The sequence below is a fragment of the Phyllobacterium lublinensis genome (genome assembly GCF_020164435.1).
In the GTDB taxonomy this organism is placed as follows: Bacteria; Pseudomonadota; Alphaproteobacteria; order Rhizobiales; family Rhizobiaceae; genus Phyllobacterium; species Phyllobacterium lublinensis.
This window is the reverse complement of the sequence record NZ_JAIUDQ010000005.1, coordinates 241,234-259,065: the sequence shown is the minus strand read 5'-3', so window position 1 is coordinate 259,065 and position 17,832 is coordinate 241,234. Positions and strand designations below refer to the sequence as shown.

16 protein-coding genes are annotated in these 17,832 nt (G+C 57.9%); 9 read left to right on the top strand and 7 right to left on the bottom strand.

Annotation, left to right across the window (positions count from 1 at the left end; translation table 11 throughout):
* Positions 1–26: 26 nt before the first annotated feature.
* Entirely contained in the window at positions 27–320 is a 294-nt protein-coding gene (locus K9U38_RS09240; protein WP_224494046.1) for a hypothetical protein, read from the top strand.
* Positions 321–400: 80 nt separating this feature from the next.
* Entirely contained in the window at positions 401–2,596 is a 2,196-nt protein-coding gene (locus K9U38_RS09235) for a M10 family metallopeptidase C-terminal domain-containing protein (RefSeq protein WP_224494045.1), read from the top strand.
* A 66-nt stretch (positions 2,597–2,662) separates the two neighbouring features.
* Here the strand turns inward: K9U38_RS09235 and glnA are convergent, their stop codons facing one another.
* From glnA to uvrA, 4 genes are all read right to left on the bottom strand, one after another.
* The gene (gene glnA / locus K9U38_RS09230; RefSeq protein ID WP_224494044.1) at positions 2,663–4,072 is read right to left on the bottom strand and encodes a type I glutamate--ammonia ligase; all 1,410 of its coding nucleotides are present in this window, start codon (positions 4,070–4,072) and stop codon (positions 2,663–2,665) included.
* A 76-nt stretch (positions 4,073–4,148) separates the two neighbouring features.
* Positions 4,149–4,487, bottom strand: a complete 339-nt coding sequence (locus K9U38_RS09225) for a P-II family nitrogen regulator (RefSeq protein WP_008123000.1) — start codon at positions 4,485–4,487, stop codon at positions 4,149–4,151.
* A gap of 250 nt (positions 4,488–4,737) precedes the next feature.
* On the bottom strand, positions 4,738–5,544 hold the full coding sequence (locus K9U38_RS09220) for a DUF72 domain-containing protein (protein WP_224494043.1): 807 nt from the start codon (positions 5,542–5,544) through the stop codon (positions 4,738–4,740).
* Between the two features lie 53 nt (positions 5,545–5,597).
* Positions 5,598–8,519, bottom strand: coding sequence for an excinuclease ABC subunit UvrA (gene uvrA, locus K9U38_RS09215; RefSeq protein ID WP_224494042.1), 2,922 nt, complete (start codon positions 8,517–8,519; stop codon positions 5,598–5,600).
* Between the two features lie 449 nt (positions 8,520–8,968).
* On the opposite strand from uvrA, the gene K9U38_RS09210 reads away from it, so the two are divergent.
* From K9U38_RS09210 to K9U38_RS09200, 3 genes are all read left to right on the top strand, one after another.
* On the top strand, positions 8,969–9,487 hold the full coding sequence (locus K9U38_RS09210) for a single-stranded DNA-binding protein (RefSeq protein WP_255607076.1): 519 nt from the start codon (positions 8,969–8,971) through the stop codon (positions 9,485–9,487).
* A 49-nt stretch (positions 9,488–9,536) separates the two neighbouring features.
* Entirely contained in the window at positions 9,537–9,980 is a 444-nt protein-coding gene (locus tag K9U38_RS09205; RefSeq protein ID WP_224494095.1) for a YqaA family protein, read from the top strand.
* A gap of 86 nt (positions 9,981–10,066) precedes the next feature.
* The gene (locus tag K9U38_RS09200; protein WP_224494041.1) at positions 10,067–10,699 is read left to right on the top strand and encodes a Vat family streptogramin A O-acetyltransferase; all 633 of its coding nucleotides are present in this window, start codon (positions 10,067–10,069) and stop codon (positions 10,697–10,699) included.
* A gap of 11 nt (positions 10,700–10,710) precedes the next feature.
* Here the strand turns inward: K9U38_RS09200 and K9U38_RS09195 are convergent, their stop codons facing one another.
* Positions 10,711–11,118 carry a DUF2000 family protein gene (locus K9U38_RS09195; protein ID WP_224494040.1) on the bottom strand — a complete coding sequence of 136 codons (408 nt, stop codon included), beginning with the start codon at positions 11,116–11,118 and terminating at the stop codon, positions 10,711–10,713.
* Between the two features lie 37 nt (positions 11,119–11,155).
* Here K9U38_RS09195 and K9U38_RS09190 point away from each other — a divergent pair, with 37 nt between their 5' ends.
* The 3 genes from K9U38_RS09190 (at position 11,156) to K9U38_RS09180 (ending at position 13,882) form a co-directional block, all read left to right on the top strand.
* Positions 11,156–12,055 (top strand): AraC family transcriptional regulator, encoded by a 900-nt coding sequence (locus K9U38_RS09190; protein ID WP_224494039.1) that lies wholly within the window; start codon positions 11,156–11,158, stop codon positions 12,053–12,055.
* Positions 12,056–12,091: 36 nt separating this feature from the next.
* Complete coding sequence (locus K9U38_RS09185; protein WP_224494038.1) at positions 12,092–13,381, top strand: NAD(P)/FAD-dependent oxidoreductase; 1,290 nt, start codon at positions 12,092–12,094, stop codon at positions 13,379–13,381.
* 87 nt (positions 13,382–13,468) lie between these two features.
* Complete coding sequence (locus tag K9U38_RS09180; RefSeq protein WP_224494037.1) at positions 13,469–13,882, top strand: UCP034077 family protein; 414 nt, start codon at positions 13,469–13,471, stop codon at positions 13,880–13,882.
* Between the two features lie 23 nt (positions 13,883–13,905).
* On the opposite strand, the gene K9U38_RS09175 is transcribed toward K9U38_RS09180, so the two are convergent.
* Positions 13,906–14,493, bottom strand: a complete 588-nt coding sequence (locus tag K9U38_RS09175; protein WP_370631879.1) for a MarC family protein — start codon at positions 14,491–14,493, stop codon at positions 13,906–13,908.
* Between the two features lie 382 nt (positions 14,494–14,875).
* Here K9U38_RS09175 and gyrA point away from each other — a divergent pair, with 382 nt between their 5' ends.
* Positions 14,876–17,593, top strand: coding sequence for a DNA gyrase subunit A (gene gyrA / locus K9U38_RS09170; RefSeq protein ID WP_370631878.1), 2,718 nt, complete (start codon positions 14,876–14,878; stop codon positions 17,591–17,593).
* A gap of 18 nt (positions 17,594–17,611) precedes the next feature.
* Here gyrA and K9U38_RS09165 read toward each other — a convergent pair whose 3' ends face one another.
* Complete coding sequence (locus tag K9U38_RS09165; protein ID WP_224494034.1) at positions 17,612–17,752, bottom strand: hypothetical protein; 141 nt, start codon at positions 17,750–17,752, stop codon at positions 17,612–17,614.
* Between the last annotated feature and the right edge of the window lie 80 nt (positions 17,753–17,832).

Sequence of the window (17,832 nt, the reverse complement as noted above, 5' to 3'; positions counted from 1 at the left end):
CAAATCAGGTGCAAGGCATTGTCGTAATGATGGGTTCACATGGCAAGCGGGCTGGCCGCGTCACAGGTGCGATCATGCAATTCGGCGCACGTTCTTTGGCTTGGATACTCCTTCTGTCGCCAATGATGGCGGCTGCCGAGGCACCGCCTACGCTTCCACCCGACCCTCAGCGGCCGATACATGCTGCAACCTGCGCCGAAGCTCTTGACCGCGTTGAGGAAGCTGCATCGGGTAGTCCTTTGATATCATCCGAAGAGAACAAGGACATGCTTCGACTTGTCCTGAAGCGGGCGCGCGAGCTCTGTCTGACAAGTAAATAAATTTTCGATCACGATCACCTAAACCCGGCGAACCTGTTTGCCGGCGAGAGGAGGTTTGTCTTTAAAAACAGGAGATTACAATGCCCCGTATTATAGAAACAACCACAGCAACGGCTGATAGCCAGACGTCTCATACCTTCCTGGCAGGAGATACCATAGTTGGCCAGTTCACTTCACTCAGCATAAGCAGGTTCGATGGGCTCGTTGCTTTGGAACCGGACCAATCCGAGACGATTGATGCGGCTGCTTCGACGGAGACAAACTATGCGCTGACTTCCGGACGATCCATCCAAGGCTCGTTGGCCACGGCAGTCGATCACGACTGGTACCGTGTTCAACTGGTCGCCGGGCAGCCCTACACATTCAGTCTCGACGGTGCTGGTGTCCCGGCCGTCTCCGACACCTATCTCAGGCTCCGCGACAGCACGGGTGGGCTCGTTGACTATAATGATGACGGCGGTTCCGGATCGAACTCCCTTATCAAATTCACGCCCAAGGCATCGGGCATCTACTACCTCGATGCTGCCTCCTTCGGAGACCGCTACGCCGGCGATTACACGCTGTCGATGACGGGACCGGCGGAGCCTCCGACACAGGAGCCTCAGCCCCCATTCGAGCCGTTGCCGGCACGGCGCCTCGTGGAGGTGGCTGATGCTGCGGCCAGTACGGCGACCACCTACAATCTCGATATTGGGAAGACGGCGCAAGGGCAACTCGGGTTTGCGAGCGATCGTGACTGGTATCGGGTCAATCTCGTTGCCGGGAAGACCTATACCTTCGCGATGATCGGCACATCGAACAACGCGGTGCGCGCTCCTTATCTGCGGCTCCTTGACGGTGCGGGCACGCAGATTGGGGTCGACAACGATTCTGGTCCGGGAAATGCATCGGCCATCACATTCACCGCGACGACGTCCGGCACCTACTACCTTGGTGCCGGCGCTAATAACGATACAGGTAGCGGGCAATATGGCATCTCCGCCACGCAGGGCCCGAAGGCGAACTATGACGAAGAGATGGCAGTGGGGTCGCTGCTCCGACAGGGCTCGTCCTGGAGTGCAGCTGGAACGCCGGCGCTGGTAAGCTGGGCGGTCCGGGCATCGGATGCGAATGCCGAGGACGCTTCAGGCAATCCGACAGCCTTCATCCCGCTTTCGGCAGCGCAGACCGCAGCTGTCCAGAAAGCGTTTCAAAACTATTCGGACGTCGCCAACATCCGGCTCCAGCAGGTCAATCCGGGTGGCGCCAGCAACAACGCGACGATACTGGTGGGTGCCTACGGTTCCAATGCGGACGGATCAGGAGCCTACACCTATCTTCCTGGCTCAACGGCGACAAACAACGTGGCGGGCGACATCCACCTCAACGATCAATACGTTTCGACCAATCAACTGAACGACGGTAGCTATAGTTCCTCCGCCATTCTCCATGAAATGGGCCATGCCATTGGGCTTGCTCATCCGGGCGATTACAATGCCGCGCCGGGCCAGGACATAATCTATGCCAACGATGCGCAGTTCCTACAGGATGACCAGCAATACTCGGTGATGAGCTATTTCGACGAGTCCAGCACGACTGGCTCGTTTAACAGCTACGCCGATACGCTTCTGCTCTATGACATACTGGCGGTGCAACGCCTCTATGGTGCCAATATGAACACAAGGTCAGGTGATACCGTTTACGGGTTCGGCTCCAATGCCGGCGCGTCGGCCTATGACTTCAGTGTCAATCGCGATCCGGTACTGAGCATCTGGGACGGCGGAGGCAATGACACGCTCGATGCTTCCGGCTTCAACCAGAACCAGGTGCTTGATCTGCACGACGGCTCCTTCTCCGACATCGGCGGATTCCGCGGCAACGTGTCGATTGCCTTTGGCGCGACAATCGAGAATGCCATCGGCGGCCGTGGAGCGGACACATTAACAGGCAACGGGGGCAATAACCGGCTAACGGGCGGGTCCGGGCGCGACGTGTTCAGCTTCAGGGATCCGTTGTCGTCAAACAATATCGATATGATCACTGACTTCTCGGTAGCGGACGACACTATCCGGCTTGATCCTGCCGTATTCGCCGCGCTCGCGCCGGGCGGACCGCTCTCGTCGGACGCATTCAGGGCGGGAAGCGCATCGCTGGATAGTTCAGATCGCATTCTTTACGACGGTGCGACGGGTGCTCTTGCTTACGACCGCGACGGCGCGGGAGGTTACGCCTCAGTGCGTTTTGCAACCTTATCCAGCGGCCTCAATCTGACTGCCGGCAACTTTCAGGTGGCTTGACCCGGGCCACCCAACTGCCCCGGCCTTCCTCCCGGCCGGGGCCTTTTTCTTACAGCGGTGACGCGATCAGACCGAGTAATACATGTCGTATTCGACCGGATGTGGCGTCATTTCAAAACGCATCACTTCGGCCATCTTCAGTTCAATGAAGCTGTCGATCTGGTCATCATCGAACACGCCACCGGCCTTCAGGAAGCCGCGGTCCTTGTCGAGACTCTGGAGAGCTTCGCGCAGGGAACCGCACACGGTCGGGATCTTCTTGAGTTCCTTGGCGGGAAGGTCATAAAGGTCCTTGTCCATCGGCTGGCCCGGATGGATCTTGTTCTTGATGCCGTCGAGGCCTGCCATCAGCATCGCGGCAAAACCGAGATACGGGTTGGCTGTCGGATCCGGGAAGCGAATCTCCACGCGCTTGGACTTTGGAGAGGAACCAAACGGAATACGGCAGGAGGCCGAGCGGTTGCGTGCCGAATAGGCCAGCAGGACCGGAGCCTCGTAGCCTGGAACGAGACGCTTGTAGGAGTTGGTCGACGGGTTGGTGAAGGCATTGATTGCCTTGGCGTGCTTGATGATGCCGCCAATGAAGAACAGGCAGTTTTCGGAAAGGCCGGCATACTCATTGCCGGCAAAGGTCGGCTTGCCATCCTTCCAGATCGACATGTGCACATGCATGCCCGAACCATTGTCGCCGAAGATCGGCTTCGGCATGAAGGTCGCGGTCTTGCCATAGGCGTTGGCAACCTGATGCACGACGTACTTGTAGATCAGCATCTTGTCGGCGTTGCGGGTGAGGGCGTCGAACTTGATACCAAGTTCATGCTGGGCCGCAGCCACTTCGTGGTGGTGCTTTTCTACCCGAACGCCCATTTCGGTGAGAACGGTGAGCATTTCGGACCGCATGTCCTGGGCCGAATCGACTGGTGGGACCGGGAAATATCCACCCTTGACGCGGGGGCGATGGCCAAGGTTGCCGGTTTCGTAATCGGTGTCGTCGTTCGATGGCAGTTCGGTGGAGTCGAGCTTGAAGCCGGTATTGTAGGGATCGGCCTTGTACTTGACGTCGTCAAAAACGAAGAACTCAGCTTCCGGGCCGACGAAGATGGTGTCGCCGATACCTTCGGCCTTCATGTAGGCTTCAGCCTTTTTGGCCGTGCCGCGCGGATCGCGGTTGTAGGCTTCCCCGGAGATTGGATCGAGGATGTCGCAAAGGATCACCATGGTCGACTGCGCGAAGAACGGGTCCATGTGCACCGTGTCGGTATCTGGCATCAGGACCATGTCGGACTCGTTGATGGCCTTCCAGCCCGCGATCGAGGACCCATCGAACATGACGCCGTCGGCGAACATGTCTTCATCTACCTCAGCAACATCCATCGTCACATGCTGCAGTTTTCCCTTGGGATCGGTGAAGCGGAGGTCAAGGAACTTTACGTCGTTGTCCTTGATCTGCTTGAGAATGTCTTTGGCGGTCGTCATGTCAATTTTCCTTGTTCAGCGACGATGATAGGGGCGGCCGGCTCGAACGTGCCAGCGGATGGGTGGGCAGAGAAGATCAGATGGCGTCGATGCCGGACTCACCGGTCCGGATGCGCACGACTTCTTCGATATTGGAAACAAAGATTTTTCCGTCGCCGATGCGCCCGGTTTGCGCTGCCTTGCGGATCGCCTCGATGGCGGCCTCGACAGATTCATCCCCCAGGACGATTTCGACTTTTACCTTCGGCAGAAAGTCGACGACATATTCCGCGCCGCGGTACAGTTCAGTATGGCCCTTCTGCCGGCCGAAGCCTTTGGCTTCCGTAACAGTGATACCCTGAAGCCCCACTTCCTGCAGCGCCTCTTTCACCTCATCGAGTTTGAATGGTTTGATGATGGCCTCGATTTTTTTCATCAGAGAATAATCTCCCTATGCATAGAAACGGACCTCTTGCCCGCTTGTCTCAGGAAAAGCAGGAAGCGTGCCAACCAGCCTATCGTAGACAAATAAATGCCGGAAGCGAGTTTTGCGTCGGGCAAGAGGGCATTTCAGCGAAAGCTGGCGGATTATTCATCGCGGTCGCCAACTCCCGCCTTAAATGGTTGAGTAAAAAATAGGCAAGATGCTTACAGATTAGGCTGCGGCTAGTGCGTTTGGTGGCGCATTATGGCGTCACGCGTTCCTTCAGAGCCTGGGCTGCCTGCGGAGCACGCACTTTGCCCTCATGGATGAAGTAGACGAAAACATCGCGCGGCCTTTTTTCCGGCCGCTGATCGGGCGCTACGAGTGGCAGGTCGGCGGGCACGCCGCCATCTGCCCAGATGGTCGTGCGTTCCGCCCATTTGTCGAGCGCTTCGGCGGGATATGCGGTCTCAATGGTATCATCGCCCTTCTGTAGGCGCGCATAGACAAAATCTGCGGTAACGTCGGCGATTTCCGGATATTCGAGGTGTTCTGCATAAACCACTGCCACGTCCTTTGAGCGTGCCATGGCGATAAAATCGGGATCGATGAAGGTGGGGTTGCGGACTTCCACGGCATGGCGCAAGGCCATGCCCGCCTCCTTCTTCGGCAGGAGATCGAGAAATGCGCCAAAGTCATCGGCGTCGAATTTCTTGGTAGGGGCAAACTGCCAGACCACCGGCCCCAGGCGATCGCCGAGTTCGACAATCCCAGACTTCACGAAATACTGGATCGAATCCGCGGCTTCGGAAAGTACGCGGCGATTGGTGACAAAGCGGTTGCCCTTGACCGAAAAAACAAACCCGTTCGGGACCTGGGAGGCCCATTTGGCAAACGTCGCCGGCTTCTGGGTGCCATAGTAAGTGCTGTTGATCTCGATTGTCTGGAGATGCTGGCCTGCATATTCCAGTTCTTTGGTCTTGGACAATCCTTTCGGGTAGAAGGTTCCGCGCCAGGGTTCAAAGATCCACCCGCCAATGCCTGTCCGTATGGTTCCCTTGTCACTCATTCGGATTTCCTCCCTCCATTATCGAAAAACCCGCCTCGGGGCGGGCTTTTCGCTCATTCTGCCGCAGCTTGCGCCTTGTGTCCGGGACGCCGGCGCAGCAGTTCCTTCAGGAAGTGGCCCGTATAGGAACGGTCGACCTCGACAATATCTTCCGGTCTTCCGACGGCCACGATCTCGCCGCCACCATCGCCGCCTTGCGGCCCGAGGTCGATAACCCAGTCGGCAGTCTTGATGACTTCGAGATTATGCTCGATGACCACGACTGTGTTGCCCTGGTCGACTAGCTCATGCAGTACCTCAAGCAACTTCGCCACATCGTGGAAATGCAGGCCCGTGGTCGGTTCGTCCAGGATATACAGTGTCCGGCCTGTGGCTTTGCGCGACAGTTCCTTGGCGAGCTTGATGCGCTGCGCCTCGCCGCCGGACAGGGTGTTGGCCTGTTGGCCGACATGGATATAGCCGAGCCCGACCTTGGCCAGCGTTTGCAGCTTGTCACGCACGGCGGGGACGGCAGCGAAGAATTCGGCACCTTCCTCAACGGTCATGTCGAGCACATCGGCGATCGACTTGCCCTTGAACAGCACTTCAAGGGTCTCACGGTTGTAGCGCTTGCCATGGCAGACGTCACACGTGACGTAGACGTCGGGCAAGAAGTGCATCTCGATCTTGATGACGCCGTCGCCCTGGCACGCTTCGCAGCGTCCGCCCTTGACGTTGAAGGAGAAGCGGCCCGGTTGATAGCCTCGTGCCTTTGCCTCGGGAAGTCCGGCAAACCAGTCGCGGATCGGCGTGAAGGCACCCGTATAGGTTGCCGGGTTCGAGCGTGGCGTGCGTCCGATTGGTGACTGGTCGATATCGATGACCTTGTCCAGGAACTCCAGCCCTTCGATGCGGTCATGATCCGCCGGATGTTCGCGCGAACCCATGATGCGACGCGACGCTGCCTTGAACAGGGTCTCGATAAGGAATGTAGACTTGCCGCCGCCGGAAACACCGGTGACAGCAGTGAACGTACCGAGAGGAATCTCCGCGGAAACATTCTTCAGGTTGTTCCCACGCGCACCAACAATCTTGATGCGTTTCTTGGTCGTCTTGCGCCGCTCGGGCGGAATGGCGACTTCAATCTGTCCGGACAAATATTTGCCGGTCAGCGATTTGGGGCTCGCCATGATATCGGCCGGACTGCCCTGTGCGATGATCTCGCCGCCGTGGATGCCGGCTGCCGGGCCGATATCGACGACGTAATCCGCCGTGAGGATCGCATCCTCGTCGTGTTCGACGACGATCACGGTATTGCCGAGATCGCGCAGATGGCGAAGCGTCTTGAGCAATTGCTCGTTATCGCGCTGATGCAGGCCGATGGATGGCTCGTCGAGCACATAAAGCACGCCGGTCAGGCCCGAGCCGATCTGCGAGGCAAGGCGGATACGCTGGCTCTCGCCGCCGGACAATGTCCCGGAATTGCGTGACAGGGCCAGGTAGTCGAGCCCCACATCGTTCAGGAAGCGCAGGCGCTCGCGGATTTCCTTGAGAATGCGGGCGGCAATCTCGGTTTGCTTCTCGTTGAACGTCTTGTCGATCTCGCGAAACCAGGCGTCTGCATGACGGATGGATTTCTCCGTGATCTGGCCGATGTGGAGGCCGCCAATCTTCACCGCCAGCGCTTCCGGCTTAAGCCGGTAGCCATTGCAGGCAGGGCAGGGCGTGCCCGACATGAATCGCTCGATCTCCTCGCGCGACCAGGCAGAATCGGTTTCCTTCCAGCGGCGTTCCAGATTGGGGATGACACCTTCGAAAGGCTTCGTCGTGCGGTAGGAACGCAGACCGTCATCATAGGCAAATTGTATTTCGCGGCTCCCGGTTCCGTAGAGAACAGCTTGCCGGGCATCTTCGCCAAGGTCACGCCAACGGTCGCCAAGCTTGAATCCGTAAGCAGCACCCAGCGCGTCCAGCGTCTGGTTGTAGTAGGGCGAACTGGACTTCGCCCAGGGCGCTATGGCGCCGTTCTTCAAGGTCAGGCTTTCGTCAGGCACGATCATCGTCGGGTCGATGGCCTTTTGAGTACCGAGGCCGTCGCAGGTCGGGCAGGCACCGAAGGGATTGTTGAAGGAGAATAGCCGCGGCTCGATTTCAGAGATGGTGAAACCGGAAACCGGGCAGGCGAACTTCTCCGAGAACATCACGCGCTCATGCGTGTCATTCTTGGACTTGTTGGCGGATTCGCTGGCTGTTTCATCGGCCGGCAGCGGTTTGTCGGCAAATTCCGCGACGGCGATCCCGTCCGCTAGCTTCAAGGCAGTTTCGAGGCTGTCCGCCAGACGCGCGGATATGTCGGAACGCACCACGATGCGGTCAACGACCACATCGATGTCGTGCTTGTACTTCTTGTCCAGCGCCGGGACGTCGGCAATCTCGTAGAATGTGCCGTCGACCTTGACGCGCTGGAAGCCGCGCTTCTGCAGGTCCGCAAGTTCCTTGCGATATTCGCCCTTGCGGCCGCGCACAATCGGCGCGAGCAGGAAAAGACGGGTACCTTCTTCCAGTGCAAGCACACGGTCGACCATCTGGCTGACAGTCTGGCTTTCGATCGGGAGCCCGGTTGCCGGTGAATAGGGGATACCGACGCGCGCATAGAGCAGGCGCAGATAGTCATAGATCTCTGTAACGGTACCAACAGTCGACCGGGGATTGCGGCTGGTTGTCTTCTGCTCAATGGAAATCGCAGGCGACAGGCCGTCGATCTGGTCGACATCCGGTTTCTGCATCATCTCGAGAAACTGGCGCGCATAAGCGGACAGGCTCTCGACATAACGCCGCTGTCCCTCGGCGTAGATCGTATCGAACGCCAGTGACGATTTGCCGGAGCCTGAGAGGCCGGTCATGACAATCAGCTTGTCGCGCGGCAGATCGAGGTCAATGTTCTTCAGATTATGTTCGCGTGCGCCGCGAATGGAAATGTACTTCTGGTCGCTCATGTGTATTTGCCTTTGAGAGGGCGCGCTGTTTGGAAGGAGTGATGCCCTCATCGAGAGGCTTAGCTATATGTAGAAAGCATCTTCTCTTTTACGAGGTCAAACCCTGTTGGAATCACCATAGCCATGTTGACATTGTTAGGGCAAGTGATAGAACAAAAAAAGAACAAAATGCGGATGTACTCCTGACATGGTGTTGGCAGCATGTCAAAGCTGCGCTGTTTGAGCATTGGCTGTCAAAAAGCCCAGCCCCGGTTGTTTGTTGTTGCGTCCTGGGCAGCGCAAGTCTCCTGACAAATCTGGCAGGAGGATATTGCAGGGCTGCCGATGAGCGTGACCGGGGACTGTACGGTGATTGTATATTGTGGATAGCGGGAATGAATTGCCCGTCTTGAATGCGGCTTCTGTATGATGGCGCAAATTTTAAAAGCAGACGTTACGGAGTTAGGATCATGGCAGGCAGTGTCAACAAGGTCATTTTGGTAGGAAATCTTGGCGCTGACCCGGAAATCCGGCGTCTGGGTTCAGGAGACCCGGTCGTCAACCTTCGCATTGCGACCTCGGAAAGCTGGCGCGACAAGAACAGCGGCGAGCGCAAGGAAAAGACCGAGTGGCATAGCGTCGTCATTTTCAACGACAACCTGGCCAAGGTCGCCGAGCAGTACCTGAAGAAGGGCATGAAGGTCTATCTGGAAGGAGCGCTGCAGACGCGCAAATGGCAGGATCAGACCGGCAATGACCGCTATACGACGGAAGTCGTGCTGCAGAAGTTCCGTGGTGAATTGCAAATGCTCGATTCACGCGGCGAAAATGCAGGCGGTGGCCGTTCATTCGACAACAATTCCGGCCGCGGACAGGTATCCGACAATGATTACGGTTCGGATTTCGGCCGCTCCAGCGCATCATCAAGCAGTTCCTCCAGTGCAGGCGGAAACTTCTCACGCGATCTCGACGACGAGATCCCATTCTGAGACTTGGGTGCACCAGACATAAAATGAACGAACCCAGCGCCCAGTCATGATCAGTGATCTGGGCGTTTATGCCGGCCTTTTTGCACTTGCCTTTGCTGCGGCGACCGTGCTCCCGATGCAGTCTGAAGCGGCGCTTGCCGGGCTCCTCCTCAGCAATTCCTACTCCACAACGGCGCTGATCGCGGTGGCCAGTGTCGGCAATGTGCTTGGTTCGGTGGTCAACTGGCTGCTTGGCCGCGCCATCGACAGGTTTCGCGGCCGGCGCTGGTTTCCCGCGAGCCCTACACAAATCGACCGTGCTGCTTCCTGGTACCATCGCTACGGCAGGTGGACGCTTTTGTTAAGCTGGGCTCCGGTCATCGGAGATCCGCTGACGGTCGTTGCCGGTGTCCTGCGCGAGCCCTTGCCCAGTTTTCTGATCCTCGTGACAATCGCTAAAACCATGCGTTATCTCGTCGTCCTGTTGATGGCGCGCGGGTGGCAGCTGCTGTGAAAAACGGGGTGTGGTTGGCGTGGCCAAGATTTTGCCATGCACCACCTTACGATGGGCCATAATGCCGACGGCAATCCGGAGTGACCATGAACGGACCCAGTCCTGACAACAAACACCCCATGCAAGGGTATCCGCAGGTGTGTTTCATCAAGAACACGGTCACCAATCCCAACATCATTGTCGGCGACTATACCTACTACGATGATCCGGAAGATTCAGAGGATTTTGAACGAAATGTACTCTATCACTTCCCTTTCATTGGAGACAAACTCGTCATTGGGAAGTTTTGTGCCCTTGCCAGGGGAGTCCGCTTCATCATGAACGGTGCGAACCACAAGCTCTCCGGAATATCGACCTATCCATTTCAAATCTTTGGCAATGGCTGGGAAAAGGTCATGCCCAAACCGGGCGATCTGCCCTATAAGGGCGACACGATCATCGGCAATGACGTATGGATCGGCTATGAGGCGCTGATTATGCCGGGCGTGAAGATCGGCAACGGCGCTGTCATTTCTTCGCGGTCGGTCGTCACCGCCGACATCCCATCCTACATGATAGCCGGCGGCAATCCCGCCAGGCCGATCAAGAGCCGTTTCGAACCGCATGTCGTACGCGAACTGGAGGCGGTAGCCTGGTGGGACTGGCCGATCGACAAGATCAGTCGCAATCTGGAGAAGATTGTGTCGGCGGACGTAGCCGCGCTAAGCGCGTGTCAGTAAGAAGTTGCCCGTTACGGATGCATTTTCGCGCCCTTGGTGATCTTGTCGACCAGCTTTTTATCCGCCCGCATCGCCATGCCGACGACCCTGGCGTCGTCCGGCGCAAACTCTGCAAACACGGCGCGGTTGGCCGCGTCATGGCCGGTTGCGAACATCTCTTCTATATAGAGACAGGTCTTGATATCCCGCTCTAGCGAACGGCGATGGATGGTTGATAAGGTTGCCTGATCCGCTGCCAGAATGATCACCGGTTGAATGGAGAGCGGGTTGTAGACGTTTCCAGCACGGTCGCGGTAAGGCTCGCCGATCACCTCGGGGTGTTGAGCGACGATACCGCTGGTCAGAAACGCGGTCACATTCAGCGCCTGCCAGGAAGGCAGGTCGTTTCGCAGTACGATTGCAATTTTGGTATCGAACATCGATATAATTCTCCGATGGTCATGAAGAGTTGAACCTATGCCGGACGTTCTAGGGGATGAGTCTGCACGCAGTCTTGGACGTTCGTGCGCGCTGTCCACGCAAGATACGATCATGGCTGCACCTTCCAATCCCGGGTTGGAGAGAATAGAGGCACGCTTCGCAGGGGACGGCTATGATCTCCACCGGCATGATACCTATGCGATCGGAGTGACCCTTCAGGGCGTCCAGACGTTCTGGTATCGAGGCGAACGGCGATTTAGCATGCCCGGAAATATCATCGTGCTTCACCCGGATGAGGTGCACGATGGCGGCGCCGGCACCGATGTCGGGCTGCGCTATCGCATGCTTTATCTTGAGCCGGCGCTTATCATGCGTGCCCTGGGAAGCCGCGCCGGTTCGCTGCCATTCGTTGCCGATCCTGTAATTGCCGATCAGACCCTGATAGGGGTGCTGGCAGCGGCGCTCGGCAATCTGGATGCGGAACTGGACGAGTTGCTGGTTGACGATGTCGTATCCCGCCTGACACAGGCCTTGGCCCGGCATTCAAGGCACGCCGTCAAGCCACCCCGAGCGCTGGCAGTGAGGCAGGCCGAATTGGCACGCGACTATCTCGAAGAAAATGCGCTGCGTCTTGTCAAATCAGATGAGCTTGAGGCGGTAAGTGGCCTTGATCGTTACGCATTGTCAAGAAGCTTCAGGGCACTCTATGCGACAAGTCCGCACCGGTTTCTGCTCATGCGCCGCCTGCAACATGCCCGCAACATGATCAAGGCGGGCGAGCCATTGGCGGAAATCGCCGCTGCAACGGGCTTTGCCGATCAGAGCCATCTCAACCGGCAATTCAAGAAGGCCTTCGGTATGACCCCGGGGCGCTGGGCGGAGCTGACGGGGGCCGGGCAGATTGACCGTAAGATTGTCGCAGCCGGTATCGTCTGATAGACGTTGGCGCATATCGCGCACCGGAGCCAAGCCATGACGATCCAGACGCCAGCACAGCCGCCGCATCGTTTGGTCATCGTGGGTGGAGGCTTCGGCGGATTGGAAACCGTCAATAATCTTCGCCATACGGACATCTCGATCACGCTGATCGATCAGCGCAACCACCATCTTTTCCAGCCTTTGCTCTATCAGGTCGCGACTTCGACTCTGGCGACCTCCGAAATTGCCTGGCCGATCAGGCATCTCCTGCGCAAATACAAGAATGTCGAAACTTTGCTGGGCACGGTCGAGGGAGTCGACACGGCTGCCCGCACGGTGTTGACGGCAGACGGGGAAGCGATTGCCTACGATACGCTGGTGCTGGCGACAGGCGCGCGCCACGCCTATTTCGGCCATGACGACTGGGAACCCTACGCTCCCGGTCTGAAGACCCTCGAGGATGCGACGACGATCCGGCGGCGTATTCTTACCGCCTTTGAAAAGGCCGAACGCGAACCGGATCCGGCCCGACGGGCAGAATATCTTACATTTGTCATTATCGGCGGCGGCCCAACCGGCGTCGAGATTGCAGGGACGATTGCCGATCTGGCCCGTGATACACTCAAGGGCGATTTCCGGGTAATCGATCCGGCGACCGCGCGCGTTGTGCTGATCGAGGGCGGTCCGCGGGTCTTGTCGGCGTTCAAGGAGGACATGTCCGCCTATGCGAAGCAAGCGCTCGAGAAGCTTGGCGTAACGGTCCATCTCGGCAACCCGGTCACAGAATGCCACGCGGACGGCGTCGAGTTTGGCGGCAAGTCGCTGCGGGCCAAAACCATCATCTGGGCGGCTGGCGTGCAGGCGTCGCCGGCGGCCAAATGGCTGAATGCACCGGCTGATCGCGCCGGACGCGTGATCGTCAATGCTGACTTGACGGCGCCGGACCATCCGGAGATCTTCGTGATCGGGGACACGGCGACGGTTGCCGACGCGGGCAGGGGCATGGTGCCCGGCATTGCACCGGCAGCAAAGCAGCAGGGCGTGCATGTCGCGAAGACGATCAAGGCAAGGCTTGCCGGCGATCTGGCGATACGACCGTTCACCTACCAGCACGCGGGTGATCTGGCGACGATCGGGAAGCGGGCGGCGGTGACGGATTTCGGCTGGATCAAACTCAAAGGCTATATCGCATGGTGGCTGTGGGGCCTGGCGCATATTTATTTTCTGATCGGGTTGCGCAATCGGTTGGCCGTGGCGCTGAGCTGGCTATGGATATCGATAACCGGCGCCCGCAGCGCACGTCTGATCACCCAAAAAGATGCAGCCGAGGAAGTTGGATCCTGACCCTGATACACCTTAAGAGTGACTTGCTTATTCAGGCAATTGGGTAGCGAATCTGACGTGGAGGGATCAATCCCTGTGGGGGTGATTTTGGGCAGATTTCGCGCTTTCGCGGTTGCGCTTGTTCTATTGTATCCGGTGGTGTCCGCCGGGGCAGGAGAACGGCCGTGTGGGAGCCGTGAGCCGATTGCCTCGGTGTTCGAGCTTGGGCCGGTACTCTATTCCTGTTGGAAGCCTCCGCCGGGGACAGAGAATCTTGAGATTACCCTACGCTTTGCCCTGCGTCGTGACGGCAGCATGATCGGAAATCCGCGCGCTAGCTACGCCAAGCTCGGTCAGGACATGCCTCTCAAGCGGGCGTTCGTGGCTTCGGTGCTGGAAGCACTCTACCAGAACCTGCCGCTGCCAATCACAGATGATTTCGGCGGCGCCATCGCTGGAAGGCCAATCACGCTGCTGTTCAGCACTGCCGCCGAAAGCACAACGGCAGACGCGGCGCTGTAGCGTCAGGACCTGCTTTCCGCTTGTCAGCTGATGATGAGGGTCCGGATGCCATCCGCCACGAACTGGACAGCGAGGGCAGCAAGGATAACGCCGAGCAGGCGGGTCAGGATCGAGCGTCCGGTTTCTCCGAGGAAGCGGTCGACACGCTCGGCAAGCAGGAAGACGACGTAGGATGCTGCGATACAAATCAGGATGATGACAATGAGTGCCAAGCGCGATGTCGCGTCCGACAGCGTGCCTGCAAGGAGAATGGTGGCCGATATTGCACCAGGGCCTGCGATCAGTGGAATGGCGAGCGGGAACGCTGCAATGTTACGGATATGATCCTTGGTTATCGCAACCTCAGCGCTTTTTTCCTTGCGTTCGTTGCGTCGCTCGAAAATCATTTCGAAGGCGATCCAGAACAGCAACAGACCGCCTGCAATGCGAAATGCGCCCAGCGTTATGCCGAAGAGTGCCAGGATTTGTGCCCCGGCGATCGCGAACACCGTCAGCACGATGAAAGCGATGAGGCTTGCGCGCAGGCCAACCTGACTGCGCTCCCTGCGATTCATGCCGCGCGTCAGCGCCAGAAACAGCGGCGCCAGACCTGGTGGGTCGATCGTCACCATGAGGGTCACGAGCGCATTGAGAAGGGTATCGGAATACGCCACGATTTTGCTTTTCTTTTCTGTTTAAAGCTCGGCCAACCTACCGTTTACAGCCTCAGCAACCTATCGGATTCGCTTTCCAACGTCGAGAAACATGGAATTCTGAGCCCAAGTTTTTCACTGCATGAGAAAATCTATTTTATCTAATTGATATTAAAGGGTTTTCATCTGTGCATTATGCCTCCGTTTATTGGCTTTTCAATTCGAAAGCCGCTATAAGATCAAAGATTGATTCTATACGAAAGATGAGTGTCTCGTGTCTGACCTAACCCCACCTTCCGGCCCCGAAGACGATAAATCCGGACCGAATTCCGGCATCGAGCCGATTTCCATTATCGAGGAAATGCAGCGCTCCTATCTCGACTATGCGATGAGCGTCATCGTCAGTCGTGCACTGCCCGATGTCCGCGATGGCCTGAAGCCCGTGCACCGGCGTATCCTGCATGCGATGAACGAAATGGGCCTGTCGTGGAACCGGTCGTATCGCAAGTCGGCGGGTGTCGTCGGTGAGGTGATGGGTAAGTTCCATCCCCATGGCGACGCGTCGATCTATGATGCGCTCGTCCGCATGGCGCAGGACTGGTCACTCCGCAATCCACTCGTCGACGGCCAGGGTAACTTCGGATCCATCGACGGCGACTCCCCCGCGGCCATGCGGTACACGGAATGCCGTCTTGAAAAGGTGTCGGAGTCTCTGCTCGAGGATATCGACAAGGAAACAGTCGATTTCCAGGACAATTATGACGGCCGCGAGCAGGAGCCTGTGGTTCTGCCCGCGCGCTTCCCCAATCTGCTCGTCAACGGTTCGGGCGGCATCGCGGTCGGCATGGCCACGAACGTGCCACCACATAATCTTGCAGAGGTCATCAACGGCTGTATCGCACTGATCGACAACCCGGCCATCGAGTTGCCGGAACTGATGGAGATCATCCCCGGTCCGGATTTCCCTACCGGTGGCATCGTGCTTGGCCGGTCCGGTATCTATTCGGCCTATAGCACCGGTCGCGGCTCGATCCTGATGCGCGGTAAGGTTGCGATAGAGAGCATGAGGGGCGATCGGGAAGCGATCATCATCACCGAGGTGCCCTATCAGGTCAACAAGGCGACGATGATCGAGAAGATGGCCGACCTCGTGCGTGAAAAGCGCATCGAGGGGATTTCGGACATTCGCGATGAATCCGACCGTGACGGTTATCGCGTCGTCGTCGAACTGAAGCGTGATGCGGTGGCAGACGTTATCGTCAACCAGCTTTATCGCTTTACGCCCTTGCAGTCGTCCTTTGGCGCCAACATGGTTGCGTTGAACGGCGGCAAGCCGGGCCTCCTCAATCTTCTCGATATATTGCGGGCCTTTGTCAGTTTCCGCGAGGAAGTGGTCAGCCGGCGCACCAAATTCCTGCTTCGCAAGGCGCGTGATCGTGCGCATGTTTTGGTTGGTCTGGCCATCGCGGTCGCCAATATTGACGAGATCATCGCATTGATCCGGCGCGCGCCAGATCCGGCAACAGCGCGCGACCAGTTGATGGAACGCCGCTGGCCAGCCAATGACGTAGCACCCCTGATCACGCTGATCGCCGATCCGCGCCATACGCTCAATGACGACAACACCTACAACCTCTCGGAAGAGCAGGCGCGTGCTATTCTCGATCTGCGCCTGCAGCGCCTGACTGCCCTTGGCCGCGATGAAATTGCCGATGAGCTCAATAAGATCGGCGTCGAGATCAAGGACTACCTTGAAATCCTCGCGTCGCGCCTGCGGATCATGGGCATCGTCAAGGACGAGTTGGTTGCCATTCGCGATGAATTCGGCACGCCGCGCCGCACGGAGCTCACCGATGGCGGCGCTGATATGGATGATGAAGACCTCATCGCCCGCGAAGACATGGTCGTCACCGTCAGCCACGCCGGGTATATCAAGCGCGTACCGCTGGCGACTTATCGGGCCCAGCGCCGCGGCGGCAAGGGCCGCTCAGGCGTGACGATGAAGGATGAGGACTCTGTCACGCGGTTGTTTGTGGCCAACACGCACACGCCGGTGCTGTTCTTCTCCTCGCGCGGTATCGTGTACAAGGAAAAGGTCTGGCGTCTGCCGATCGGCACGCCGCAATCGCGCGGCAAGGCGCTGATCAACATGCTGCCGCTCGAACAGGGTGAACGCATCACCACGATCATGCCGTTGCCGGAAGACGAGGCGAGCTGGGCCAACCTCGACGTGATGTTTGCCACCACGCGCGGCACCGTCCGGCGCAACAAGCTGTCCGACTTCATTCAGGTCAACCGTAACGGCAAGATTGCGATGAAGCTGGAGGAGGAGGGTGATGAAATCCTCAGCGTCGATACGTGCGATGAGTTCGACGATGTCCTGCTGACGGCCGCGGGCGGTCAGTGCATCCGCTTCCCCGTGACGGACGTACGCGTCTTCGCCGGCCGCAATTCGATCGGCGTGCGCGGCATCAACCTCGCGCCTGGCGACAAGATCATCTCCATGTCCATCCTTGGTCATGTGGAGGCGAGCCCTGCAGAGCGTTCGGCCTACCTCAAGCAGGTGGCCGCCGAACGACGTGCCCAGGGTGCGGACGATGTGGAGGAAATCGCTCTGGTTGGCGAGGAGGCAACCGATGTCACCGATCTTTCGCCGGAGCGTTACGCAGAGTTGCGCGATCGCGAGCAGACGGTTCTCACGGTCAGTGAATACGGCTATGGGAAGCGTTCGTCATCCTACGAATTCCGCGTCTCGGGACGCGGCGGCAAGGGTATTCGCGCAACTGATACGTCGAAAACCGACGAAATCGGCAAGCTCGTCTCCTTGTTCCCAGTCGAGGATTCTGACCAGATCCTTCTCGTGTCGGACGGTGGCCAGCTCATCCGCGTACCGGTAAACGGCATTCGCATTGCCGGTCGCTCGACGAAGGGTGTCACCATTTTCAATACGGCTGACGGTGAGAAGGTTGTCTCCGTTGAACGGATTTCCGAAACCGAAAGCGACGATGTCGAGGCGGCAGCATCCGTGGAGACTGAAGCTACCGCCGCTGATACCACGGACGGAGCCGGAGAGATCTAAAGGGACAGGATCACGCGATCAGAGGTCGCGGCGATGATGATATACGCCAAAGCGGGAAGTTCTTAACGGAGCTTCCCGCTTTTTGTTCTCTTCCAAAATCATGATAATCGCCGAAACTATCATCGCAACCATCATGGCAATGCTCAGAAGAATAAACATAAATCTGTCCCTTCGATCTTGCGCTCTTTCATGGTTAGCAACGTGCCAACTTCGAAATGGTTTCATTCCATAGTTTCACG